Annotated in this window: 18 protein-coding genes; all 18 read left to right on the top strand. The window is 50.7% G+C overall.

Annotated elements, in window-relative coordinates:
• The first annotated feature begins 9 nt into the window (after positions 1-9).
• The 18 genes from H144_RS34885 (at position 10) to H144_RS32190 (ending at position 25,997) form a co-directional block, all read left to right on the top strand.
• A complete protein-coding gene (locus H144_RS34885) occupies positions 10-2,181 on the top strand; it encodes a formylglycine-generating enzyme family protein (protein WP_019943653.1) in 2,172 nt (723 codons plus the stop codon).
• Between the two features lie 56 nt (positions 2,182-2,237).
• On the top strand, positions 2,238-3,518 hold the full coding sequence (locus H144_RS32195) for a glycoside hydrolase family 88 protein (RefSeq protein ID WP_019943652.1): 1,281 nt from the start codon (positions 2,238-2,240) through the stop codon (positions 3,516-3,518).
• Positions 3,473-4,207, top strand: a complete 735-nt coding sequence (locus H144_RS0118825) for a DUF4861 family protein (protein ID WP_026350815.1) — start codon at positions 3,473-3,475, stop codon at positions 4,205-4,207. Before H144_RS32195 ends, H144_RS0118825 begins: the two co-directional genes overlap by 46 nt.
• A 16-nt stretch (positions 4,208-4,223) precedes the next feature.
• Positions 4,224-5,051, top strand: a complete 828-nt coding sequence (locus H144_RS0118820; protein WP_157504971.1) for a hypothetical protein — start codon at positions 4,224-4,226, stop codon at positions 5,049-5,051.
• A gap of 8 nt (positions 5,052-5,059) precedes the next feature.
• A complete protein-coding gene (locus H144_RS0118815; protein ID WP_026350813.1) occupies positions 5,060-5,812 on the top strand; it encodes a heparinase II/III domain-containing protein in 753 nt (250 codons plus the stop codon).
• An 85-nt stretch (positions 5,813-5,897) separates the two neighbouring features.
• A complete protein-coding gene (locus H144_RS0118810; RefSeq protein WP_019943651.1) occupies positions 5,898-6,683 on the top strand; it encodes a ThuA domain-containing protein in 786 nt (261 codons plus the stop codon).
• 375 nt (positions 6,684-7,058) lie between these two features.
• On the top strand, positions 7,059-7,748 hold the full coding sequence (locus tag H144_RS0118805; RefSeq protein WP_019943650.1) for an RNA polymerase sigma-70 factor: 690 nt from the start codon (positions 7,059-7,061) through the stop codon (positions 7,746-7,748).
• Between the two features lie 11 nt (positions 7,749-7,759).
• Positions 7,760-8,770, top strand: a complete 1,011-nt coding sequence (locus H144_RS0118800; RefSeq protein ID WP_019943649.1) for a FecR family protein — start codon at positions 7,760-7,762, stop codon at positions 8,768-8,770.
• A 13-nt stretch (positions 8,771-8,783) separates the two neighbouring features.
• Positions 8,784-12,245, top strand: a complete 3,462-nt coding sequence (locus H144_RS0118795) for a SusC/RagA family TonB-linked outer membrane protein (RefSeq protein WP_019943648.1) — start codon at positions 8,784-8,786, stop codon at positions 12,243-12,245.
• A gap of 12 nt (positions 12,246-12,257) precedes the next feature.
• Positions 12,258-14,051 carry a RagB/SusD family nutrient uptake outer membrane protein gene (locus H144_RS0118790; protein ID WP_019943647.1) on the top strand — a complete coding sequence of 598 codons (1,794 nt, stop codon included), beginning with the start codon at positions 12,258-12,260 and terminating at the stop codon, positions 14,049-14,051.
• Between the two features lie 66 nt (positions 14,052-14,117).
• A complete protein-coding gene (locus tag H144_RS0118785) occupies positions 14,118-16,679 on the top strand; it encodes a glycosyl hydrolase-related protein (RefSeq protein WP_019943646.1) in 2,562 nt (853 codons plus the stop codon).
• 11 nt (positions 16,680-16,690) lie between these two features.
• Positions 16,691-17,608 carry an ROK family protein gene (locus H144_RS0118780; RefSeq protein ID WP_026350811.1) on the top strand — a complete coding sequence of 306 codons (918 nt, stop codon included), beginning with the start codon at positions 16,691-16,693 and terminating at the stop codon, positions 17,606-17,608.
• Complete coding sequence (locus H144_RS0118775; RefSeq protein WP_019943643.1) at positions 17,605-18,525, top strand: DMT family transporter; 921 nt, start codon at positions 17,605-17,607, stop codon at positions 18,523-18,525. The genes H144_RS0118780 and H144_RS0118775 overlap by 4 nt, the downstream gene beginning before the upstream one ends.
• Positions 18,515-19,426, top strand: a complete 912-nt coding sequence (locus H144_RS0118770; RefSeq protein WP_019943642.1) for an SIS domain-containing protein — start codon at positions 18,515-18,517, stop codon at positions 19,424-19,426. The genes H144_RS0118775 and H144_RS0118770 overlap by 11 nt, the downstream gene beginning before the upstream one ends.
• Positions 19,427-19,453: 27 nt before the next feature.
• Positions 19,454-22,048, top strand: coding sequence for a glycosyl hydrolase-related protein (locus tag H144_RS0118765; RefSeq protein WP_019943641.1), 2,595 nt, complete (start codon positions 19,454-19,456; stop codon positions 22,046-22,048).
• Positions 22,049-22,144: 96 nt separating this feature from the next.
• Positions 22,145-24,265 (top strand): alpha-galactosidase, encoded by a 2,121-nt coding sequence (locus H144_RS0118760; protein ID WP_019943640.1) that lies wholly within the window; start codon positions 22,145-22,147, stop codon positions 24,263-24,265.
• Positions 24,266-24,490: 225 nt separating this feature from the next.
• Positions 24,491-25,060, top strand: a complete 570-nt coding sequence (locus tag H144_RS0118755) for a DJ-1/PfpI family protein (protein ID WP_019943639.1) — start codon at positions 24,491-24,493, stop codon at positions 25,058-25,060.
• A gap of 307 nt (positions 25,061-25,367) precedes the next feature.
• Positions 25,368-25,997, top strand: a complete 630-nt coding sequence (locus H144_RS32190; RefSeq protein ID WP_063826413.1) for an RNA polymerase sigma factor — start codon at positions 25,368-25,370, stop codon at positions 25,995-25,997.
• Positions 25,998-26,062 lie beyond the last annotated feature (65 nt).

The raw sequence follows: 26,062 nt of genomic DNA, 5'->3' as shown, positions 1-26,062 counted from the left end.
AAGTCTTACATGTACTATAAAATAGCAATTCTGGCGTTGGCAACGCTGCTGGTCACACGGGAGCGTCTGACGGCGCAGGAAAGGAAAACGCCCAACCCTGCCGACAGCTACTACCAGTTAATTGAAGCTCCATCAGCGCCTGAAAAATGGGACCGCTGGCGGGAGCAGATGCGTCAACTGCGGGATTCGGTGAGGTGGCATGCCGGGTATACGGAAGAAAATTATCGGAAGGAGCAGTTCAAATGGGCGTCGGCTGCCTATTCGACCTTCTTTTTGATGGCCAACGAAAAATCGCTTTACGATCACCAGGGCAACTTTGACATCACAGCCTGCATTCAAAAATACGAGCAGGAGTACGGCGGTGTAGATGTGGTGGTGCTTTGGCCTACCTATCCTCAGTTGGGCTTCGACCAACGTACACAGTTCGATTTTTACCGGAATCTTCCCGGCGGAATGGCGGGGCTGAAAAAGCTCGCCAGCGACCTGCATGCGATGGGCAAAAAGCTGATGATCGCCTACAATCCATGGGATGACATTGGCCGCAAGCAGGGGACCCGCGACGAAGACGAACTGTTGAAAATGGTGTCTGAAATCGGGGCAGACGGGGTGTACCTGGATACAATCTCGAATGTAGACGGCTTTTTCAACGAACTGCAAAAAAGCCGGAAAGGTGCCATACTGCAATCTGAAATACCGATTAATGCCGGGGCGCTGAACCTGGTGCATCAATCCTGGCTGGAAGTAGGGTGGAATGAAAAGTATAAAAACCTCGAATTTGGCGAAGTTCCCCATCTGGTCCGGAACCGGTGGCTGCAACAAAAGCATTTGATCTACCGCCTGTCCAGGTTCAGCCATGAACAATCGACGCTGCTGCAAAATGCTTGGGTGAATGGTTGCGGCCTGGTGATTTGGGAGAATGTATTCGGGACTGTGAATCCGTTGAACCCGCGCGACAGATATTACTACGGTGCAATGCTGCCCGTTTTGAGGGAGTACAGTACTTTTTTTACAGAAGGTGAGTGGACGCCCCTTTTTCCCGTCAAACTGAACCGCGTCTATGCGTCGGAATGGCGACTGGGAAAGAAGACACTCTGGACGGTTGTCAACAGGCAGGACCAACGGGCGGTAGGAAAGCTTTTGGAGCAAAGCCATCGGGCGGGAACGCGGTATTTCGATCTGATAACAGGCCGGGAGATGAAAACCGACGTAAAAAACAAAGAGGTCAGCATTTACGCAGATTACGGGCCCAAAGCCATTTCAGGAATCCTCGCAGTACCCGAAGACGATTGCACGCCAGCATTTTATACATTTCTCAAAAAGCAGGCTGAGGCTTTTGAAAAGGCTAAATGGACGACCGATGTCCGCCTTCCCGAGCATTTGCTCAAGGCAGTCATCCCGACCCGGAAATATACTTCCCGGATATTACCCAAAGGCATGGTGCCGATTGCCGTTCCATCGGACTCGGCCAGGATGGTTTTTATGTTCCGCCAGCGTGAGTGCGGCTTTTACCCTGTGGGCAACTTCGTGGACTATTCATTTAGCCAAACGCGGAATGAAATCACCCAGGCAAACATAGCCGTCAAACTGAATGCATTCGCAATGGACCGGACGTTGGTTACCAATCAACAATTCGCCGTGTTTCTAAAATCCTCAGGCTATCAGCCTGCCCATGAAAACAATTTTCTCAAACATTGGATAGCTGGAAAACCGCCGAAGGGTTTGGAAAATCACCCCGTCGTGTACATTGATCTCAACGACGCGCGCGCTTACGCGAAATGGGCCGGAAAGCGCCTGCCGACGGAGGCCGAATGGCAATGGGCCGCGCAAAACGGGGATGCTGCAACCGCCTTCCCCTGGGGAAATCAAATGGATTCAACGGTAGTCAATACCGGGCAATGGTCCGGGACGACACCGGTTGAAAAGTTTAGTGGCGGCAAGACCAAAGCCGGATTGTTTGATATGAGTGGAAACGTCTGGCAACTAACCGAGAGCGAGCGCACCGATGGCTATAACAACTACTGCATTTTGCGTGGGGGCGGCTGGTATATCAACCGGGCGTCGGAATGGTATGCGGATCAGGGTGCCCAGAAAACTGGTTTCGGAGCGAAGTATTTGCTGACCTGGCCAGGTTTGGATCGCTGTGCGACGGTTGGTTTCAGATGCGTTGCCGATATAGAATGACATTATAAATAACATACGCGGGGTTAAAGTGAGCGGGGTTACTTGAAGAACATTCTATGAAAAAGCAGCTGATTTTACTCCTTCTCTTGTTAGATCTCGGTGCGAATGCGCAGTTTAATCATATCTATCAAGGCCAGGTAGCAAAGGCGGATAATGACAGCAAGCCAATAAGTACCAAAGCGATAGCCAAACTTGCACTGGACAGGGGTTTGAAAGAAATTGATTTAGGCATTTATGGCGGAACCCTGCTAATGCATGCGATGAGTGAGTTGGCTGTTATCCAACAGGACCCGAAAATGCTTGACCACGCAGTTGAGTTGTTCGGTAAGTTCAAGACAAAAGAAATCAGAGGCAGGGGTAGCTTTATCAGTTACGAGGCAGGCGGGAGCGGGATTGCTTATCTGAATTATTTAAAACAATCCGGCGAACTTGGTCCGCAGGTGGCCGAATTCGCCGATAAAATGTATCGACATCAAAAGCGCACCGCTGACGGCATGATGACTGCGCCGTGGCTGAATGACAGCCTTGACCAGATTATGATTGACTGCGCTTTTGCCGTGACTCCATTTATGTTATATAGTGGTTTGGCGATGAGTAAGCCTGAATATGTAGAACTGGCAATTTATGAAACATTGCAGCTTTTTCAAGTTCTCAAAGACCCGAACGGGCTGGTTCACCAGGGCAGGGGCTTTGCCGGGCTTCATTCCGTTTCAGAAGATAATTGGAGCCGGGGAAATGGGTGGGCCGCATTTGCCCTTGCAATTTTAGTGCGGGATTTGCCCGATTCTCATCCGAGAAAGAGAGAGGTTAACGAGCTTGCAAGACAATTTTTCACGGCAATTCTTAAATATCAGAATCAACAAGGGCTTTGGAACCAGGAAATGACTGAACACACCTCCTACGTTGAAACGTCCGGAAGTGGATTGATGCTTTTTGGTATTGGTGTTTGCATTGAAAAAAATATCATTGACAAGACATTTTTACCTCATTTTATCAAAGGACTAAGCGGCTACACATCCTACATTACGCCGGAGGGGTCAATTAGCAACGTGACGACCGGCTGTCTCTGCCCGGGTTTGGGATTGAAAGCAGACTACATCAAACACCCCTGGAGGCGAGATGACATTCACGCTTATGGGCCTGCCGTCCTGGCGTTTGCCCAGGCTGCTAAAATGGGGATTAAGGAAATTTTTCCTGCTAAGGCTATGGGTTGTTACGTGAGTGATTATGGAAAAGCCATGCCGCCACAGGCATACGTCCGGTATATGCCCGAAGCCAACGGCAATATCCATTGGGAAAACGACCGGATTGGTTTAGAGTCTACGGCCCGCCGGTAAAAGACCGGGTAAGCAGCGGCATCGACATTTGGACCAAATCAGTCAAATATCCGGTTGTCGACAAGTGGTATGATCTGAATAATCAAGGACAACCATATCATTCCGACCGTGGTGAAGGTTGCGACTTTTTTCATGTCGGATTTACAAGAGGCGCGGGCGGAACGGCGATTTGGGACAAAGGAAAGCCATACATTTCCCAGCCTTATGCAGCTTACAGGATTTTAAAAAATACGGAATCAGAGGTCGTATTCGAACTTTTATTCGAGCCATGGAACGTTGATGGTTACTGGGTATCTGAAAAGAAAGTGATTAGTATGGCGATGGGCTCCAATTTCTTTAAAGTCACAAGCACGTTTTATGCAGATAAAAAACGCCCTTTGACGGTTGGGCTGGGGATTGCATACGCCAGCAAGCCGCAAATAGCAGCTGATAAGAAGAGAGGGATGCTCGCTATTTGGGAATCCTATTTGCCGGATAATGGCGAGCTCGGAACTGTGGTACTGACGAAACCTTCCCATATCACGGGATTCAAATCCTTTGAAAAGCAAGAGTTCATGCTGATCAATGTGCAGCCGGGGACCCCAATAACCTATTTTGTCGGCGCAGGCTGGACTAAGAGCCCTGATTTCAAAAGCCAAAAGGAATGGGTCGACTACGTCCATAATCAAATAGGTAATTTGCGATTCTAGCCCAATCTGCGTTCGATTGCCTTCTCGTTCACATGTTAATGCTCAAAAGATGATTACACGGCTATCTGCCTTCCTGTTATTTCTGTACCCAGGGTTTATTTGCGCTTTTGCACAAAACGCGGCCCTTCAGCAAACTTCTTGCCTCAGTGCAGAAGACTGGCATAAATTGCCGGCCCACCCCCGACTGTTTGTAAGCGACCAATTAATCGATAAGATTACACAACAAAACGATAGCGTATCATTACAGTTAAAGTACATTCTCCAGCATCAGGCAGCCCAACATCTTCGGGCTGCACCCATAGTGTACCCGGATGGTATTAACAATATGGTCACTGCCAGAAATGTACAAGGGAGAATTTTGTCTCTTGCATTGCATTACCGGCTTACAGGAAATTCTGAAAGCCTGGCAAGAGCGCGAGCTGAATTAATTGAGCTCTGTGAGTTAAAAAATTGGGGCACAGGGCATTTTTTAGATGTGGGAGAGGCGGCATTCGCTGCCGGCGTGGGATTTGATTGGCTTTATGACGGGCTTTCATCAGAGCAACGGCAACAGGTCGCGACGGCTATCACGAATTTAGCTATCCTTCCAGCGTTGGCGGTAAAGGAAGGTGGCGACAGTTGGGTAAAGGGCAACTTTAATTGGAATCCGGTATGCAACGGCGGTGTGATGGTTGCCGCGCTTGCGATTGCAGAATCACAACCTGAATTGGCAAAAAAAAATACGGAGCGTGCCATTGAAAACTTGCCGTATGCAGCAGAGGCATATTCCTTAGATGGCGCATTCCCGGAAGGACCTAGTTACTGGGCCTATGGAACAAGCTTTTATCTGATCGCAGTGTTGTAATCGGAAGAATGACGACACTGGAAATTTTGTGGTGGGACCCCTCGTTGCTCGCCGACGCATCCGTTGGCAAGGCACCGTTACACTGGTCGGCCAGGGGCCAGCTGTCTATGGGTGTAATGCGCAGTGCGTGGAATGACCCAAAGGCAACCTATGTTGCCATAAAAGGAGGAACACCCAATAACTCCCACGGGCACATGGACGCCGGAAGCTTTATACTTGAAGCAGATGGTGTCAGATGGGCCCTTGACCTGGGCACCGAGAACTACGGCAAAATGCGAGCCGCTAAACTTGACTTGTGGAACTACTCCCAAAGCAGCAACAGGTGGACAACCTTCAGAGTTGGCCCGGAAGGACACAATATTTTAAGGTTCAACGGCCAGTATCAACTGATAAATGGGAAAGCCGAAGTGACAGAACTGCCGGAAGTCAATGGAATTACGGGTAATCGTGCAGATTTAAGCACTTTATATTCGAATTTTGCAAGCCAGGTTTACCGGACAGTGCTGCTAAATCCCGACCGGTCGGTAACGTTCAAGGACGAATGGCGGACAAATGGGCAGGCTACACAAGTTACATTTCAGTGGCTCACCAAAGCGCCGGATTTTAATCAGGACAAACACGCCAGCCAACAGCAATGGAAAACTCATACTTACAGCAATTCCGGGGAGTGTTACAAAGAAGTAAACTCCGGCAACTTTACCTTTTTAAATGTGTTCAAATGGCCCACGTTTTTCGATGCTTCGGATATCCCTGTTCAGTAAAACGGTATCGGGTAAAAGACGCCGTTGCCATGCTTTAAAGTAAATAGCGCTTTTTGAGCGAGATGCCCTGAGAAATCGGTGATCAATGAGAAAGATATTTTTTGTTCTGTTGGTAGTGAATATGTTTTACGCCCGCGTATACAGTCAAGAGGTATTGATTGTTGCTGACGAAATTCCCGCCATGCAGGTCCTGGCCAATGCGCTGAAGAAAAATGAAAACCTGGACGCTAAAATTGTAACACAATCCCAGATGCCGGCTTCTCTGACTGATTTTCGAGCCGTTGTCGTTTACATTCATCAAGATCTTGACCCCGATCCCGAGAAAGCATTTATTGAATACACCCGAAATGGCGGCCGGCTTATTTGTCTGCACCACTCGATCAGCTCCAAGAAAAGAAAGAATGCGTCCTGGTTTACATTTCTAGACCTGGATTTGCCCCCGGGAGACGTGGAAGCTGGTGGCTACAAATTCGTCGGTAATATTGATTTGGGCGTGTTGAACCTTGCCCCGCGACATTTCATCATGACCAACAAAATGCATTATGACACCAGTTTCGCATTTACACGGGAAAACAAAAACAAGCAGGTAAACAGAAAGGGATTCATGCTGAAAAATACTGAAGCATTTTTGAACCATAACCTGCACGTCAACCCATCCAGGAAGATATTAATGGGCATGAAAATGCGGGACAAAGCCGGAAAGGAGTGGATGCAAAGCCGGTCGGCCTGGTATATGCCCTCCGGTAAAGGTTGGGTCTTTTACAGCCAACCCGGCCACGCTGTTAGTGATTTTGAAAACGCCAACTACGCCCGGATCGTGACGAATATGATTGTTTTCACAACTCCTGCATCAGCGAAAGATAAACTGTAATAACAATTTCACGAGATGCCAAGGTGTATGGATTTAACAGTACCGGTTCCTCCTTCTCGAGGACGGGATTACGCTGGCAATCCTGCCTAACTGCTCCTCTACTGCACCTCAACTGCAACTTACGCAGTACTCCATGTGAAAAGCACCTTCAATATTTTGTTCTAATAAACTTTTCCCCCAAGAAAAATCCGCCGCCAACCGGGAAACTTGCCCCACCATCCTGTTTACCACAAAATGAGCGGATTCCAGACCGGAGACAGCTTGCCAGGGCCAGAAAAATAATGCTGAAAAAGCGTAAGTGTTTTGTTTTGGCCAAACGTCTCTGTCTAAATGGCTCAGTAAAACTGGTTAATCATTCTCACTGGATACACATGTATGGGGCAGGTCAGACGGTTGTTTTCCCAGGCAGATAGCGCGTCGCTTTCGGACCCGGCTCCGGAGGGGAGCGTACCCCGGGAACCTTCAAAGGTTGGCGCAGATAACGAGCTGTTCATCCGGCGGGCATTTGCCGGCGATCCCGCTGTGGGGATGTCCATCCTGTTTCAACAATACTACCAACCGCTTTGTAGCCATGCCGTCAGGTATGTGTCGTCCCGCGAAATAGCGGAGGACATCGTCTCTGACATTTTTTACGAGTTTCATTCTCGGGAGCTGTTTCATTCGATCGAGGTTTCCTACCGCGCCTTTTTATATACCGCGGTCCGAAACCGCGCCTTTGATTACGTCCGGCAGGAAATGAGAAGGACTACCTCGCTCGATCGTGCGGAATGGCTGCCCGTTCGGGCCGACCAGCAACCGGATACCATTACCCAATACGAGGAGCTTTATCAGGACGTGGAAAGGGCCATTCACGCGATGCCTGTGAAACGTCGGCAGGTTTACCTGATGCACCGTTTTGAAGGGAAAAAGTATGCGGAGATCGCCGCCAATCTGAACCTGTCGACCCGGACGGTGGAAGTGCATATGTACCGGGCCATACACCACGTAAGAGAGTGGGTGAAGGATAAATGGCTGCTGATGATCCTGTTTCTGGTCGGCCATGTGTGGGCTGCCATTTTCTTTTAAATCAACAAATTATGAAGCCGCAAATTACACAGCAGTTACTGTTCGACTACTTTTCGGGACGGGTCTCGCCGATCCAGAAGCAATTGGTGGATGAGTGGGCCAAAGACGCGGATCATCGCGAGCTATTTTACCAGAGCCTGCATGCCTGGGAAAGCCAACATCCGCAATATATTGTGGACTTGGACAAGGCGATGGCCGGGCACACGGCACGTATGGTGAGTAAAGCCGTAAAAAGGCCCGATTGGATGCGTCCGGCACGTCCTCTCGATGGCTGGATCCGCAAACGGGGGGCTATTAAAGTAGCCGCATCGATCTTAGTTGCCGCGCTGCTTTGCTGGCAGTTTCGAAAGCCGATCCTGAACAGAACCTACACGACGCATTACGGGGAAGTCCGCCAGATTAACCTGCCGGATGGCAGCACGGTCACGCTGAATGCCAACTCGGCTATTACCGTGCCCAGGTTCGGTTTTGGTGACTCGGAAAGAGCGATCGGGTTGGAAGGCGAGGCCCTGTTCTCGGTAAAACACACGCAAAACCACAGCCGGTTTGTCGTCAGAACCGGACAAAATTTTGACATTGAAGTGCTCGGGACGGAGTTTTCCGTCTACAACCGCGGCAAGTCGGGGAGGGTGGTGTTAAATCGCGGCAAAGTGCAGCTACGGTACGATCAGGGCCCCGCGCCAAAAACCATCACGATGCGGCCCGGTGAAGTGGTGCGGCTGAACGGGCAGGGCAATGCACATTTGCAAAAGGTCAGAAATCCGGAAAGCCTGTCTGCCTGGCGGGACAACCGGTTCGTATTTGAAAATACCAGTCTGACCGAAATAGCGCAGCTCTTTGCCGATACCTACGGGCTCACACTCGTTATTTCCGACCCGGAACTGGCGAAATGGACAATAACAGGCTCATTTACTGCGCACAATGCCGACGAGTTGCTGGAAACGCTGATGGAAGTCTCTTCGCTTTCCTATACCCGCTCGGGCAATCAGATTCAAATCAATTCCCATATCCAATCATTTTAAAAACGCCAATTGTATGAAAAGATGGTTACCCCTGCTTTTTCTGACGCTCATGGTGTGTGCCATGCAGACCGGACTCGCTCAACGCCTGGCGTTGGCACAGGTGCCCCCTAAACAAGCGGCATCCGGCAAGCCTGCCGAAAGGCCCCTCAAAGAAGTTATCCAGTCGTTAAAGGAGTATTACAAATCCGACATCATATTTCTGGACCGGTTTGTGGACGGAAAAATGGTGCCAGCCAATGCCGTGGAATGGAATTCAACATTGGAAAACAACCTGACCCGGTTATTGAAACCGTTCGGCCTGGAATCAAAAAAAGGGCGTAATGGGGTATTTATCATTACCAGCCGGAAAATGGCGCGGGAGATTAATTACCAGGCCGAGCCGGTCTCCCAGCCGGAAATGAGCGTGTCCGTAACGCAGTCTGGTCCATCCGAGCGAGTCCCTTTGCACGGTAGCCAGATCACGCCTTTCAAAAACATCACCGTTCGCGGGACGGTCAGGGACGCAGAAAAGAATGAGCCGTTGCCCGGCGTGAGTGTAGTGATCAAGAATTCTCAACAAGGAGCGATCACCGACGTGGATGGAAAATATTCAATCGATGTCCCGGACGCCGCCCAAATTCTTGTATTCAGCTTTGTCGGATATGTAGCCCAGGAGGAACCGATCGCCGGACGTACAGGGATAGACGTTAGTCTGAAAATAGACCAGAAATCGCTCGATGAAGTGGTAGTGGTAGGGTATGGAACCCAGGAACGCGCAACGATTACCGGCTCCGTGGTTTCGGTGAAGGGGACGGACATTGTCAAAACGCCGGTTGTGAACGTGAGTAATGCGCTGGTGGGCCGGTTGCCCGGCGTCACCGCCGTCCAGCGAAGCGGTGAGCCTGGGAGCGACGGTTCGGAAATCCGGATCCGTGGTACCAATTCACTTGGTAACAATAGTCCGCTCGTGGTTGTCGACGGCATTCCGGGCAGGTCACTGGACCGCATTGATCCCAACACGATCGAGAGTATGACTGTTTTAAAGGACGCGTCAGCCGCGATTTATGGTTCGCAGGCGGCCAACGGGGTTATTCTCATTACTACTAAACGCGGGAAACTGGGCAAGCCTGAAATTTCCTTCCATTACAGTGACGGTTATAACCAGCCGACCCGTTTACCCAAAATGGCCAGTTCGAGCGAGTACGCAACGATGCTCAATGAAATCGACATTTACAACAACCGGCAGCAACGATATAGCGCGGACGACATTCAGAAATTCCGGGATGGCTCCGATCCGTGGGGGCATCCGAACACGGATTGGTTCAAGGCGGTGTTGAAGCCCCGGTCCAGACAAAATAGCCTGAATGCAACGCTGATCGGCGGAACGGAAAAAATCCGCTATTTCATGAATCTGGGGTCAAAGTTTCAGGACGGCTACTATTACAGAAGCGCTACGAAATACAAGCAGTTCGATTTTCGCAGCAATATCGACGGCACCGTTTCTGACCATATCAGCGTGCGCTTCGACGTGTCGGGCAGGATTGAGAACAGGAACCTGCCGACCCAGGGCAGCGGTAACATATTTTCAGGTCTGATGCGCTCTGACCCCGGCAAGCACGCCTTTTGGCCCGATGGTACACCTGGCCCGGACGTGGAACAGGGGAATAATCCCGCCGTGACCAGCACCGACGCAACCGGTTACGATCGGGACAAGCAATATGTATTCAACAGTAACCTCCGTATCGACGTCAAAATCCCGTTTGTACCCGGCCTTGCTTTCAGTGGGAATGCGAGCTTCGACAAGACATTCCGTTTCCGGAAAAACTGGCAGACTCCCTGGTACCTGTATTCGTGGGACGGCACTTCCTACGATGCCAATGGCAAGCCCGTACTGGTGAAGGGGAAGAAAGGGTTCGACGACCCTCGCTTGCAGCAATGGGCAGAGGACAATCAGAATGTGTTGCTCAACGGGGTGCTGACCTACGAAAAGAATATCGGCAAGCACGCGCTGAAAGTGATGGCGGGGATGGAATCGCGGGAAGGTAAGGGGACCAGCTTCTCGGCATACCGGCGATTTTTCGTCTCGACCGCCGTGGATCAGCTTTTTGCCGGAGGGGATATCAACAAGGACAATACCGGGGCGGCTTATGAAAACGCGCGGTTGAATTACTTCGGAAGGCTTAATTATAATTTTTACGAAAAATTGATGTTGGAATTCGTCTGGCGCTACGACGGCTCTTACATTTTTCCCAAACAGGGCAGATATGGCTTTTTTCCGGGCGTGTCGGCGGGTTACCGGTTGTCTGAGGAAGCTTTCTGGAAACGTAACTTACCGATCGTCAATGATTTTAAAATCAGGGCCTCCTGGGGCCAGACAGGCAATGACCGCATTGACGAGTGGCAGTACCTCTCATCGTATGGTTACAATACCAACACTTACATCTTTGGTGTCACGCAAGAGAACAAATTGTTGAGGGAAGTCAGGATTCCCAACCAGAACGTTACCTGGGAGGTGGCCAACCAGTCCAATATCGGATTCGAAGCGGGGATTTTCAAAAACAAGGTTTATGTCGAATTCGACTACTTCAATAACAAACGTTCACAGATCCTTTGGCAGCGGAACGCCTCCGTGCCTTCCTCAACCGGCCTGACGTTACCCAGGGAAAACATCGGGAAAGTGAGCAATACCGGGTTTGAATTTAGTGTGGGCTACCGCAGCCAGGTACAGAAATTCAAGTACAACGTTTCCTTCAATGGCAGCTATTCGCGCAACAAGATCACTTTCTGGGATGAGTCTCCCGGCAGGCCCGAATGGCAGCAGTCTACCGGAAAGCCCATTCCGAGCAATCCTGCATTCCCTGACAACGACCTTTACTACCAATCGATCGGCATTTTCCGGGACAAGCAAGCTGTCGATTCCTATCCGCACTGGACAGGCGCACGACCAGGCGACGTTATTTTTAAAGATGTGAACGAGGATGGCGTTATCAACGGTAATGACCGGGTCAGAAACAACAAGACAAACATACCCAGGTTCAACGCCGGTATGAATTTCGATCTTTCCTATGGCAGATTTGATCTGACGATCCTGTTGCAGGGAGCCACGGGCGCAGTCCGTTACATTGATACTTACTCCGGAGATAGCGGCAACTTCCTGCAAGACTTTTACAACAACCGCTGGACAGAGACACATCCCGATTCGAAAGAGCCGCGCGCATTCAACCGGTCGCAGGAGTACTGGCGCACGCAGTTCAATACGCAATTCCTGCGCAATACCGATTATGTGAGGCTGAAAACACTGCAACTGGCGTACAATGTGCCTTCCGATCTGCTGGGTAAGCTGGGCATGAGTTCGCTTCGGCTGTATGTGAGCGGCTATAACCTGCTGACCTACTCTCCCGGCCTGAAAGATTTCGACCCTGAATCGGACAACAATACAGGTTCCAGCTATCCGGTTCAGCGTGTTTTCAATGGCGGTGTTTCCCTAACCTTTTAAAGATCTCAAAAGATGAAAAAGACTCTGTGCGCGTGGGCGATGATAGCGATGCTGCTCCCACTGAATAGCTGCAATGACGATTTTCTGGACAAACAGCCGCTCAACGAATATAGCGGGAACGCCGTATGGAATGACCTGGCGCTCATGCAGACGTTTGTCAATAATATTTACAATAACCTGCCCCACGGCTTCACTGAGCTGATGATGGCATCGCTATCGGACGAGGCGATTCTTACTTTCGACGGCGGCAGCAGCAATGTGACCAAGTCGCTGATCACGCCGAGCGACTATTCGGTTTTCGACCCCAATTTCGGTCTGAGCGGGGTACATCCCAGAGCCTGGAAAATGTCCTGGGATTGGGTTTACAAGAGCGTCCGGGCATGTAACCTGTTTTTGGAGGAAGTGGAAAAGCACAGCTACGAGGACCAGGCGCTCAAAAACCGGTTGACCGGCGAGGTCTATTTTCTGAGGGCATACCATTATCACAATCTCGTGTTGATGTATGGGGGCGTGCCGATCATCAAAAAAGCTTACGGCCTCAATGAAGACCCGCTTGCTTCCAGGAATTCATTTGAGGAAAGCATTCAGTTCATCATAGAAGATTGCGACAAGGCCGCTGCATTATTGCCGCAGGCCTACGGTGCGGCCGACAAAGGCCGGGCCACAAAAGGCGCCGCCCTCGCTTTGAAATCGCGTATCTTGCTCTACGCCGCCAGCGATCTCTACCATAACCAGGCCAGCTGGGCGCCAGGCTACGCGCATCCCGAACTGATCGGCTATGTAGGCGGAGACCGGGCCGGCCGCTGGCGCAAAGCAAAGGAAGCGGCGAAGGCGGTGATCGATCTGAATGCGTACGATCTGTTCAAAAAAGAGCCCACCGCTGCCGATCCGGTAGCCAAAAATTACGAGGGGATTTTTCTCTCCAAAGAAACCAGTGAGGACATTTTCGTCCGGTTTTTTATCCAGAACTCGGGAGAAGGTTATAATCCCGGTCGATACAATAACCCAAACGGCTATTTCGGGTATGGCGGAAACACGCCTACGAGCCAGCTTGTAGATGAGTTTCAGATGAAAGACGGCACCGCTTTTGATTGGAACAACCCCGTGCACAAGGCCGACCCATACGCGAACAGGGAACCGCGTTTTTACGCCAATATCCTTTTTGAGGGAGCAAAATGGCAAACCCGCCAGATTGGCGCTCAAACGCTGGACCCGGTAGGTGTCATACAGGTGGGCTATTATGAACAGGCCGACGGCTCCTTCACAGGTGGGCTCGATACGCGCAACAGCACATTTGCGGCGAAAGAAGACGGTACGTACACTGGATATTATCTGCGTAAATTCATCGATCCGGCCGTTAATACGCAGTTTTTCAAGCAAGACCTTCCGTGGCGGTTTATCCGCTACGCCGAAGTATTGCTCAACTATGCCGAAGCCTGTATCGAGCTCGGGGAAACTGCGGAAGCGCAGAAGTATCTGAATATGATCCGCCGCCGCGCCGGATTACCCGCCATCATTTCTTCCGGGCAAGCATTGCGCGAGCAGCTGCGGCATGAACGCAAAATCGAGCTGATGTACGAAGACCAGCGCTATTTTGATATCCGCCGCTGGATGATCGCGCCGAAGGTGCTTTCTAGCAACGCGCTGGGGGTTGATATCCGGTATAAGAAAGGAAAGGTCAAACCCGAATTTTCATTTGTGAGCGTCCGCGACCGAAACTGGAAAGACCGGTCTTATTTTCTGCCGATCAAGCTCGATGAAATGAACAGAAATAACCTGCTGGTCCAAAATCCGCTTTATCAATAGTTGTTCATGCCAAATCTCTTGATTGTGAGTCGTTGTAAATATCTATTGTTCGTTTTACTTTTTGGAATGTCAGCGGTCGGGGCGCAACCGGTGAAACGGTTGTACCTGGCCAACGACGACCATACCGACTACATGTGGACGGCCGATGAAGCAACCTACGATTCCGCTTTTGTTCACATGCTGGATTATTACCTGGACCAGATCGATTCTACGCGAGACGCCCCTCAGGATTTTCAGGCCCGGTTCAACTGCGACGGCAGCTACTGGATACGCGCCTACCAGCAGTACCGGTCGCCGGCACAATTCGGTCGGCTCATTTCGGCCGTCAGGTCGGGCCATATTGGCAGCCCGCTCAATACGCTGGTAAGCACCTACGGCGCGCAGCCCACGGAGGCGGTGATCCGCGGTATGTATTATGCGGGCCAGCTCGAACGCGCGTATGATCTCAGATTCACTCTTGCGGAGGCGATGGAGAACAATACTTTACCATTAGGGTTAAGCGCTTTATGGGCTGGATCGGGGGCCAAGTACAGCTGGAAGGGGATCGGCGGCTATGGGAGCCAGATGAGCTACGAAAGCCGCGAAAAACGCAGGCATCCGATGTACAATTTCAAGGGGCCGGATTCCAGCGGTGTGCTTATGAAGTGGTACGATTTCACCGAGCAAAAGAAAGGCGTTCCATTTGGCGGGTACGCCGAATGCAGGCTGGTGATCAAGTCGAAGGACAAAACGGGCGACCTGAAAAAATTAATCGGCCATCTCGCCACGCTTTGTGACACGATATCCGATGGTTCCAGGTACCCCTACAATGTCGCAGGCGCATTTGGCTACGGGCACGACGATCTGGATAACTTTACTTCCAGGCCGTTCCTGGACGCCGCAAAAAGCGAATCGACCCCAACCCGGAAGGTAAGGCTATCGAACGAGGTGGACTTTTTCGAGGACTTTTCAAAGAGTTATCCCCATGTTCCCTCCGAATCGGTTAGTTACGGCAATGAATGGGATTTGTACTGCGCATCCATGAACGAAACGACTGCAAGGGTGCGGCGCGCTACCGAAAAGCTGCGTTCGGCGGAAGCATTGGCTTCTTTGGTTGTATTGCAAAAACCGGCATTTACTAACGACTTAAAGGAAGCGCAAAACCTGGCGTGGCAATCGCTCGGCATGTATTGGGAACATAACTGGACCGCAGACGGGCAGGTGAAGCAACCCGTAAGAGCGGCTTGGCAAATCAAAATCCAGCAGCAGCTTTCAAGTTATGTCGATTCATTGTTCAACCGGTCGGCCCGGATGCTGGGGCAGCAAATCAAAAAGGGTGGAAAGGCCAGGTTCTATATTTTCAACCCGCTCAGCTGGGCACGGGACGATATAGCCGATTTTGAATATGTGGGGCCTGAAAACACGGTGATCTATGACCTGGCGGCCGATACGCCGGTACTGAGCCAGACGATCGTCAAGGGAGGTAAAAAATACCTGCGGATCAAAGCGGAAAATGTACCCTCGGTGGGCTATAAGGTGTATGAGATCAGGCCGGGTAAGCCGAAGGCCGCGCCTCTCGCGGCAACGGTTGCCGGTAGCTACATCAGCAATTCGCATTACCGGTTGAAGCTCAGCAGGTCAGGCGCTATCACCGAATTGTACGACATTCTTGCTGGCGGCAGACAGTTGGTCCGGCCAACCGACCAACGTTACCTGAACGATTTAGGTAGCGGTGATGTCAACCACGGCAATGCATTGGTGGTCGAAAACGCGGGACCGGTTTCAGTGACATTACGGGCTGTTTCCAGCGACCCTGTTTTGCATAGCGTGCGTGTGACCCTGTTCAAGGACAGTCCCCGCATTGACATTGAAGACAGTATTCAGGTCAATTTCAACGATGTTAAGACGTGGACATTTTCTTTTGATCTGAAAAACCAGGTAACCCGCCACGAAGAGCTCGGTGCGATACTGACCGTTAAAAAAGAGACGCGGGGTGGGCATTACGCCGCACAAAACGCCCGGCTGGACTGGCAAACTTTCAACCATTTTGCCGATATGAGCGAGAACGACTATGGTGTCACCCTCTCCAATATGGATTGCAGCTTTTTCAAACTCGGAAAAAGTTCGGTAGACTCCCTGCACGAAACTTCCTCTCAATTAAGCGCGCTGGCCGGCGGGAGAGTGGATACAAAGCGAGAAGACAAGGGCATACTTGGTATCGCGGGCCAGAATGGTGAAAAAGGGTTTCTCTACCAGTTCGCATTGGGCACACACCGGGGGCCATTCAGCCCGTTAGCGGCGATGAAATTTTCATTGGAGCACCAGAACCCCCTGGTGACGGGCAAGGTCAGCGGAAGCGAGACGGTCTATCACGATACTTCATTTAGTTTTCTGCAAACCGACGATCCGAATGTTGTGCTGTGGAGTGTCAAACCGGGTGAGGAAGGTATCGAAAACGGGCTTGTTACGCGGTTTTGGAACCTTTTGCCGACACCGGCCAGACCCACTATTACGTTCGGCAAGCCGATCCGCGGCGCCTGGCAGACCTCACACATTGAAACCAACCAGCAGCAGCTCACGCCACATAGTGGCTGTTTGAAACCAGCCTTCCGGCAAAACCAGATACAGACATTTCGCGTGACGTTTTAACCAGAAAGACATTGAATAAAGCAGCAATAGGAATCGACATTGGCGGTACCCGAACGAAGATGGGCCTTGTGGACTTGCAAACAGGGCAGGTATTACGAATGCAGGTGTTTCCGACCGAGAAAAAGTCCCCGATCGTTTTTGAGGAGCTTCTTCATCATCACATTGAAATACTCAAACCAGCCCAGCCTTTCGGGTATGAGCTTGCCGGGATCGGAATCGGGGTTTCCGGATTTGTCTTTGAAGACGGAACGGTAGATTCCACCTATGGCTTCCTCGAATTTATGGAGGATTACCCGCTCGCGGCAATTATTGAGAAGCGTCATCACGCCATTTGTCGGATTGACAATGATGCGCGTCTGGTGGCGCTTGGGGAAGCTGTTTATGGCGAAGGGAAAGGTTATAATCGCGTGCTGATGCTGACGCTCGGCACCGGGTTGGGAGTGGGAATGGTCGTTGGACAAAAACTGGATGGCACGCTCCCTTATGCACATATGGCCGGGCATATGACCATCACCGGTCACAATGTTACCTGTTATTGCGGCAAGACCGGATGCCTGGAATCACTGGTGTCGGCCACGGGTATCAGCAAGCTGGCAGCGATGATTCATGAGCACGATCCTTTCTGTTCGCTACCACTGGATTGTGAAGAAATCTTTTTCGCCGCCGATCGGGGCGACCGGGCTGCTACCGGCCTGGTGGAGGAGGTAGTACGGTACCTTCGATCCGGCATTGGCAACTACGTTAATGTGTTCGCTCCGGAAATCATTGTGCTGGGTGGCGGTGTGGCCAATGGCCTGCAAAGGCATCTGAACAAGCTCTACGAGCCCGACTTACTCAGCCCTTTCAAGGCTTATAAAGCCAAAATTGCCTTTTCCAGGCTGGGAGAAGAAGCGGGTGTACTCGGAGGTGCATTACTTTTTAAACCATGATGAACAAAAAGAACAACTGGATATTTTTCTCCATTGCCGCGGCGCTTTGCTGGGGAGTATGGGGCGTTGTGGCCAAACTGATTTCAGAGGATGTGAATCCGTACACCAACCACTTCCTGTTCACGATCGGCATGCTGGCGACGCTGCCCGTGATTTTGAGGAAGTTGAAAAAACAAACTGTCAATCAAAAAGGCATGCTTTGGGGATTGCTCTCCGGGTTGTTTGCCGTGATTGGTAACATTGCCGTTTTCAAGGCATTCACTACCGGAGGCTTGGCCGCGATTGTTATCCCTGTCACTAACCTTTACCCGCTGGTGACCATTGGTTTTGCCCTGCTGGTATTTAAAGAAAAGCTCAACCGGTTCAATATCGGCGGCGTTCTTCTGGCGATCCCTGCGGTGGTGCTATTGTCGGGCCAATCGCTGCTATTCGAAGATCCGGGCAGGTTCTTTCAAAATTTTGGATTGACGCCCTGGCTGTTGTATTCGATGGTCGCTTTATTTTTTTGGGGCATTTTCAGCGCTACCCAGAAGACCACCACCAACCATGTTTCCGCCGAATGGGCATACACCGCATTCATTGTTTCCTCGGTCATCCTGGCAGTGTTATTTACAGTCACTGGCGACGTGGATTTTTCTTTTTCACGACAAACCTGCTGGCTTGGAGCCCTGGCCGGTGCACTGAATGGACTGGGCGTATTATGCAGCTTTGCCGCTTACCGGGCCGAAGGCAAGGCCTCGCAGGTGACTACGATCGCGGGCGCGCTGCAACCGGTATTTACCATTGTGCTGGCGATCATTTTCCTGGCTGAATCTATTTCCTACGCAGAAACAACCGGTATCGGCATTGCCATTGCGGCCGCCCTGCTGTTGTCTTATCAAACCAAAACACAATCTGATGAATCCCATGTTTTCTGAAATTCTGGAAATCCCGGAAAAAGCTGTTGAATTGCTGGCCAGCCCTGCCACGCCGCTGCCGTTGCGTGTTAAATACCTGGGGATGGGTTCGTCCTATTTTGCTCCGCTGGCGTTCAAATACATGGGGTTTGCCATCGAACCTGAGCTTGCTTCGGAATATTACCACTATTTGTCGGGTGGGGAAGTGCAGCCGCTGGCGGTAATCCTTTCTCAATCGGGTAGGAGCAGCGAGGCGCTATGGTGCAGCGCGCTTTTTGAACAATATATCGCCGTCACCAACTACCCGGGCAACCCGCTGGCGCAGGCAAATAACGTGAAAGCGGTGGCGGAAATCGCGGCGGGGCACGAGGATTATTCTTCTTCCAAAACCTATATCAATACCCTGCTGGTGCTTTTCAGGGGATTGGGCGTCGATCCGTCGGAGGCCGTACAATTGATGGTCCGTCAAATGTATCTTTACAGGGCCAAAGGAGAAGCAATGGCAGAACAGGTTTATGCACTGCTGGAAGCGGGTAAGGTTCATGGTATTTACATTACCGGCAGTGGACCGAACATCGCCACCGCTTTGCAGGCTGCGCTTATTTTGAGTGAAAGCACCAAACTCGATTTTCATGGTTTGCCGATGGCTCAATACGACCATGGCCCCAAAGAAACGGCTCAAAACAGCATCGTTATTCAGATCATGGCAAAAGGTAGTGCCTATGAACGGACTGAAAAATTGAGCGAAGTAATCCGGCAGGCGGGTGCCATTGTCCTGACAGTCGAAGAAGCTGGCGTGGAAGAACAATTCTCTGTTTTACACAACATCATTCCATTCAATTTCATGGCGTACTACCTGGCCGAAAAGCTCGGTGTTGGCCAGACGTTTATGGTAGGAGGTAAGGTTACCGAAGTGAAATAGTTTATTCAAATCTTTTCCGAACCCGACATGAAAGCATTCATACTAAGCGTATTGGCAATATTGGTTTTTGGCTCGTTAAAAGCGCAGCAAACCAAGCGACTGTACATTGCCAACGACGACCATACCGATTACATGTGGACGGGCAATGAAGCCCAATATGACTCCGCGTTTGTGCACATGCTCGACTATTATCTTGGACAGATCGATTCAACCCGCAGCGAGCCAGAGGATTTTCAGGCGCGATTCAATTGCGACGGCAGTTTTTGGGTGAAAACATACGAAAAATACCGTTCACCCGCACAGTTTGAAAGGCTCGTCAGAGCGATCCGTTCCCGTCATATCAGCGTACCACTCAACTCCCTGGTAAGTACATACGGCGCGCAGCCTACCGAAGCTGTTATCCGGGGAATGTTTGATGCGGGCCAGATGGAGAGAAGGTTTGGCGTCCGGTTTCCATTGGCGGTCGCCATGGAAAACCAGACCTTGCCGCTGGGAATGAGTTCGTTATGGGCGGGATCGGGAGCGAAATATAGCTGGAAGGGTATTTGCGGATGCGCGAGCAAGATGCATCGCAGCAGTTTTACAGGAAGAAATCATCAGCTCTACAACTACACAGGCCTGGATGGCTCGGGGGTGATCATGAAATGGTATGATATGACCGGCAGTAACACCTCGCTGGGTGGGTATGCCGAGGCAAGGCTGGATAAAAAGCCCAAAGATGTAGCTAATGAATTAATGCATAGTGTCAGATTGCTTTCCGCATTAGGCGATTCCGCAACCGGGAAAGCGAAGTATCCGTACAATGCGGCGGCAGCATTCGGGTATGGCTGGGATGATCTTGCCACCTATGTATCGCCGCATTTTATCAATGCGGCAAAAAATGGTACCAACCCAAGTACAAAAGTGCGCGTCTCGAATGAAGTGGATTTTTTTGAAGACATCGCAAACAATTATCCCAAGCTACCGTCCGAGTCGCTCAGCTATGGAAATGAATGGGATACTTACAGTGCCTCTATGAACGAAACGACAGCCAAGGTCAGGCGCGCGACGGAGAAGCTGCGTACGGCCGAAGCAATGGCGTCCATCGTTTCGATCCGCGACAATAGCTTTGGTACCCATCTGAAAGCCGAGCGCGATAAGGCGTGGGAGGCGTTCGGGCAATATTGGGAGCATGACTGGACAGCGGATGGTCCGGTGTCGCAAAAAGACCGCGCAGAATGGCAGCTTAAAATACAGAACCACATCACTACCTATGCCGACTCGCTTTTCAATCATGCCCAGAAATCACTGGGCAGCCAGCTCAGGCAATCGGCCAATCCGCGTTTTTACGTTTTCAACCCATTGAATTGGATACGCGACGACGTGACAGATATGCCTTACGAGGGAAAATATCCGGTTAAAGTCGTCGACCTTCAAACAGACAAGGAAGTGCCGAGCCAGCTTATCACAAAAGGAGGTAAAAAAGCGCTGCGGGTTTGGGCGCGGCGTGTCCCGTCGGTAGGCTACAAGGTATTTGAAATCAGGCAGGGAAAGCCTCATACCTTGCCCGCAGCGGCAGTGGTTTCGGGTGAATATTTGAAAAACAAGTACTACCGGCTCAGACTACGTAAATCCGGCGTGATTACAGAACTGGTAGATAGCAGCGCCGGTGGACGGCAACTGGTAAGTGCGGCGAACGGCAGGCACTTGAATGATCTTGGTACGAAGGCCATTGATGAAGGCGAACCGCTGGTCATGGAGAATGTCGGCCCGGTTTCGGTCACTTTAAAAGCCGTATCAAACGATCCGGTTCGGCACACGGTTCGGGTTACCCTGTTTAAGGATAGTCGCAGAGTGGAGATCGAGGACAGTATTCAGGCCAATTTTAAAGATTTAAAAACCTGGGCATTTTCATTTGCATTGGACCGGCCGACGACCCGCCACGAAGAATTGGGAGCGGTATTGACGGCCAAAACGGACAAGGAAGGAGGGCATTACGCTAGCCAGAATGCCCGCTACGATTGGCTCACATTCAACCACTTTGCGGATATGAGCGCGAAGGGCTACGGAGTGACTTTGTCCAATGCCGATTGTAGCTTTTTCAAGTTGGGTGACAGCACACCCGATTCGCTTCATTCGCGCTCGTCGCAGTTGCATGCTCTTGCAGGTGGACGTACCGACGCGATGGTCGAGTCGGATATGCTCGGCATTCATAACCAGTTTGGGCAGAAGGATTTCTTTTATCAGTTTGCCATCACCGCACATCAGCAAGATTTCGATGCGCTGGCAGCAATGAAATTTTCACTTGAACACCAGAACCCGCTGAGAGCGGCGATGGTCACGGGAGGTAAAGCGGCAACCGAACAGGCAGCATTCTCGCTGATCTCGTCAGACAAGCCAGAGCTGGTGTTATGGAGCGTTAAACCCGCCGAGGGAGGCATAGGTAATGGACTGATCACCCGGTTCTGGAACCTTGGCGGCAAGGCAAGCACACCGTCGATCCACCTTGGCACGCAAGCCGTTGAAGTGTGGCAGACCAGCCACATCGAAACGAATGAAAAGAGACTCTCGCAACAAGGCCATTCTTTGAATGCACCTTTTGGAGGGCACCAAATCAGGACGTTTCGGTGGCTGATCCGGTGAGCGCAGTAAGAAAATATTTTATTGCAGACCGGGAAAAATAGGGGATCAGGGTATTTCACAGGAAATGGATTCAGAAAACCTATCCCTTATTTATTCATGAAGATTAGAACCGTCGCGCCGATCATGCTGTTTTGCGCAAGCATTTTAACAAATGCCAAGGCGCAGAATGCCTATGCGAAATGGGACTCGCGCGAGCTTTTGTTACAAAACGGGATCATTAGCAGGACTATCAAATTGCCTGAGGGTACGGGAAAATGTTTCACAACCGAATACAAGCCGGTGAAGGGCGCGTTCCGCTATTTCGAAAAACAAAACCAGGAGTTTCAGTTTGAGATCGACGGGAAAGTCTATTCGGGCGAAGGAGAGTGGAACCTGAAAGGTGTCCAAAACGTGGCCGATACCCGATTGGGGCAGGGCGCGGCTGTAACATTGTTGAGCGCTGACAAACAGCTGGAAGTTACGCTTACCTACTTGTTGTACCCAAACCTTCCCGTTGTGCGGAAAAGTCTTTCCGTCAGGAACTTATCGCGTAAAACTTTTCGGCTGGAATCCGTGGATATCGAGAAATTCACTGTAACGCCCTATCACGCGACTACGTTCAGCTGGATTTGTCACGATTACGGCCGGAGGAGGTCCATTGGCCCGTACGATGGAAATATGCAGGATGCATTGGTGACCGTGCATAACAGCGACTGGCAGCAAGGCATTGTGATAGGCAACGAGGCGGCTGGTGTAGTAAAGCATACATCCGCATTTTGGGACGAGCGGGTTATCTTGAGCGGGCTAACCCACAAAGACGCACGTTATCCGTTTCGTAAATACATCGAGACCGGCGATACTTTCACTACCCCGCAGGTTTTCACGATGGTCTATAATAATCATAAAGAACCCGATGAAATCCTGAATACGGCCGTCCCCGATTTCGTGCGTAAACACATGGGGATCCGGCTGTCCGAACTGAAACAAAAGCCGACCTTCGTGTACAATACCTGGACGCCCTTCCGGAAGGAGATCAACGAAAAGCTGATCATGGAGCTGGCGAAATCCGCGGCCGACGCGGGTATGAAGGAATTCGTCATCGATGATGGCTGGGCGGATAACTATGGAGATTGGAATATTGATAAAAAGAAGTTTCCCAATGGGCTGAAACCTGTATTTGACTACATTAAGTCGTTGGGCATGAAGCCCGGCCTGTGGGTCAGTGTGGGCAGCGCCTCGCCGGATAGTAAGGTGTATCAAGCCCATCCGGAGTGGTTCGTACTTGATCAGAACCAGAAGCCTGCCAACTTGCATGAAGACGATCCGACTATGCGCACAGCCTGTTTTGGCACGCCGTGGCGCCAGTACATTAAGGACGTTCTGCTTAGACTGGCCCTCGAATACGGATTGGAATATTTGAAACTGGACTTTACAGTGGTCACAAGTACCTACCGGTTTGGGAATAAGGTGACCGGCTGTTATGCGACCGGCCATGGCGGCCATAGGGACCATAGTGAGTCGTTTTATACCAATTATGAGGAGGTCTGGAAGCTCTTCGACGAACTGCATGGTGCAAAGCCGGGTCTGTTTATCGACTGTACCTTTGAAACGATGGGAGGCTTGCAGCTCATTGACTACGCGATGCTGAAACATGCAGAGGGGAACTGGCTATCCAATTTCTACGGTCCCGGCACCCATGTAGACCTGCGCGTGCGGAACATGGCCTGGTGGCGTTCGCCCGCGATCCCTGCGACCGCGCTCGTGATCGGGAACCCGGAAATGCAGGACGAGGGCTGGGCGCTGCATATCAAATCCCTGGCGGGCGCGCTGCCGATCATGCTGGGCGATCCGAGAAAATTGTCAGGTAGCGCCCTGCGCGAGTATCGTGGGTATGCGACTTGGCTGCAACAGATGGAAGATCGCCACCAGATCATGGCCTACCGCCAGGACTTGGCAGGTTTTGGCGAGCCGAAAGAAGGCTTTTGGGACGGTTTTCAGCGGATCAACATCGAGACCAACTCGGGAGGCATTGTCGGAATCTTCCGGCAGGGTGGCACCGATACGGAACGACGGGTTACCATCCAGCACCTTGATCCGAAGAAGAAATATAGCGTGAAAGAAGTTTTTTCAAATAAGCCTATTGCTTCGGGCTCAGGTAGTGAGCTTGCGAAGACAGGCTTTGCTGTGAAGATTGATCGCAGCTACGACGGGAAGCTGTTTGAAGTGAAAGCGGATTAAATTAACCAGTAGATTAATAGTTAGATAGTAGTCAGTATAGCCGCCAGTGCTTCAATGGCGGCTTATTTGTAATCAGGTGCGAGACTGCGTTAATACAAAGGCGCATATCCCTAAAATCGAGCAGAGGTCAGCCAATACCGAAGCATTCAGAGGGTAGAGCAAGCCTTGTTTTTTCTTTTGAATTCGGCCGAAAAAATAACAACATTATAACCTTTTTATTTAAGAATGAATCGAAAAATTTTGATCGTTACCGGGGACGGTGGCGAAAGTTACGAAACCCTTTATGCTGTGCACCGTTTTCAGGAAGAAGGCGATATTGCCGTGATTGCAGCTCCGAGCAGACGCCGGCTTAATTTGGTGATGCATGATTTTGAACCAGGGTGGGATACTTATGTGGAGCGGCCCGGCTATTGTCTTGATGCAGATTTGACGATTGACGAGGTAGCGGTAGATCAATATGATGCCATTTTGCTATTAGGTGGTCGTGCCCCTGAATACCTGCGCAACCACGCTGCCCTGTTGGAGCTTGTCCGTGAGTTTGACCGTCAGGGTAAATGGGTGTTTGCCATCTGCCACGGTATCCAGATCTTGGTTACAGCAGGACTCGCTAACAATCGAACCTTAACTGCTTACGAACATGTGCGAACCGAGATCGAGATGGGCGGTGGCATCTACTCTACCCAACAGGCTGTCCGCGACGGGAATATAGTTACGGGTCAGACCTGGCAATCACATCCCGAGTTTTATCGCGAAGTCTTTGCCTGTTTTAATGAGTTGTCCATTAGCGTCAGCTAGAAATACGCATACAGGCCTTTCGCTGTTTGATTCGCAACCAACAAATCCTCCATTGCATATGGCCATACTATAATGCGATGGAGGATTTGTGTATACGAAGTTCGCCACCTGAAAAAAGGGAAGCTTCTCAAAAAAATTACACAAAACCGGGAAAGATTAAGGCAACTCTCGTTTGACGATTGGAAAGCGCCAAATGGATATCCAGTTGGGATAAGATTCTTCAATTTTGCGGCGCCGCTGCCAAGAGAAAGAGTACAATTTTTTGGTCAAAATTTCATACAATAATTATTCGGACTACATTTGCGTCATGCAATCAAGTCCTGATATCGACGATAGGGAAAGCAACGACGCTGATTCTGATTTAGAGTCGGATGCTGCGTTGTGGCAGGGGTTTTATCAGGGAGATGCAGACTCGTTCGAAGCGTTGGCCACGCATTTTTACCCGGTGTTGTTACGATACGGCGTCCGTCTGGTAAGAGACAAAGATTTTGCTCACGATTGTTTGCAGGACTTTTTTATCGATCTGTGGGGCCGGCGCGCCAGGCTGGAAAATATTCGGTCCGTTCGGACATATCTGCTGCTGTCTTACCGGCGAAGGTTGTTTCGGGAAATGCAAAGTAATGGATGGTATAAGTTCGCTTCGGAACTTGACGAAAACCTCGAATTTGACGGTCAATTCAGTATCGAAATCCAGCTGATCGAAAGCGAAACAAAGGACGAGAATCTGAAAAAACTCCATCATCACCTGAGCTTGCTCACCAAAAGGCAGCGTGAAGCGATCTATCTGCGCTTCAACCAGGAGCTGAACTACGATGAAATCGCGGCGATCATGTCGATCAACCACCAGTCTGCCGTGAACCTGGTCTACGAAGCATTGAAATTTTTAAGGAAAGCTTGGTTTCAGGCGCTGCTGGTGTCCTTTTTTACACTGTTGTAAAAATTCTTTCATTTTTTTCAGTATTGCGCCGAACTGACCGCCTCATTACCATTGAAGCGCGGAAG

The sequence above is a fragment of the Dyadobacter beijingensis DSM 21582 genome (assembly GCF_000382205.1).
Lineage (GTDB): Bacteria > Bacteroidota > Bacteroidia > Cytophagales > Spirosomataceae > Dyadobacter > Dyadobacter beijingensis.
The sequence above is the reverse complement of the archived record's forward strand: the minus strand, read 5'-3'. Positions and strand labels throughout refer to the sequence as shown.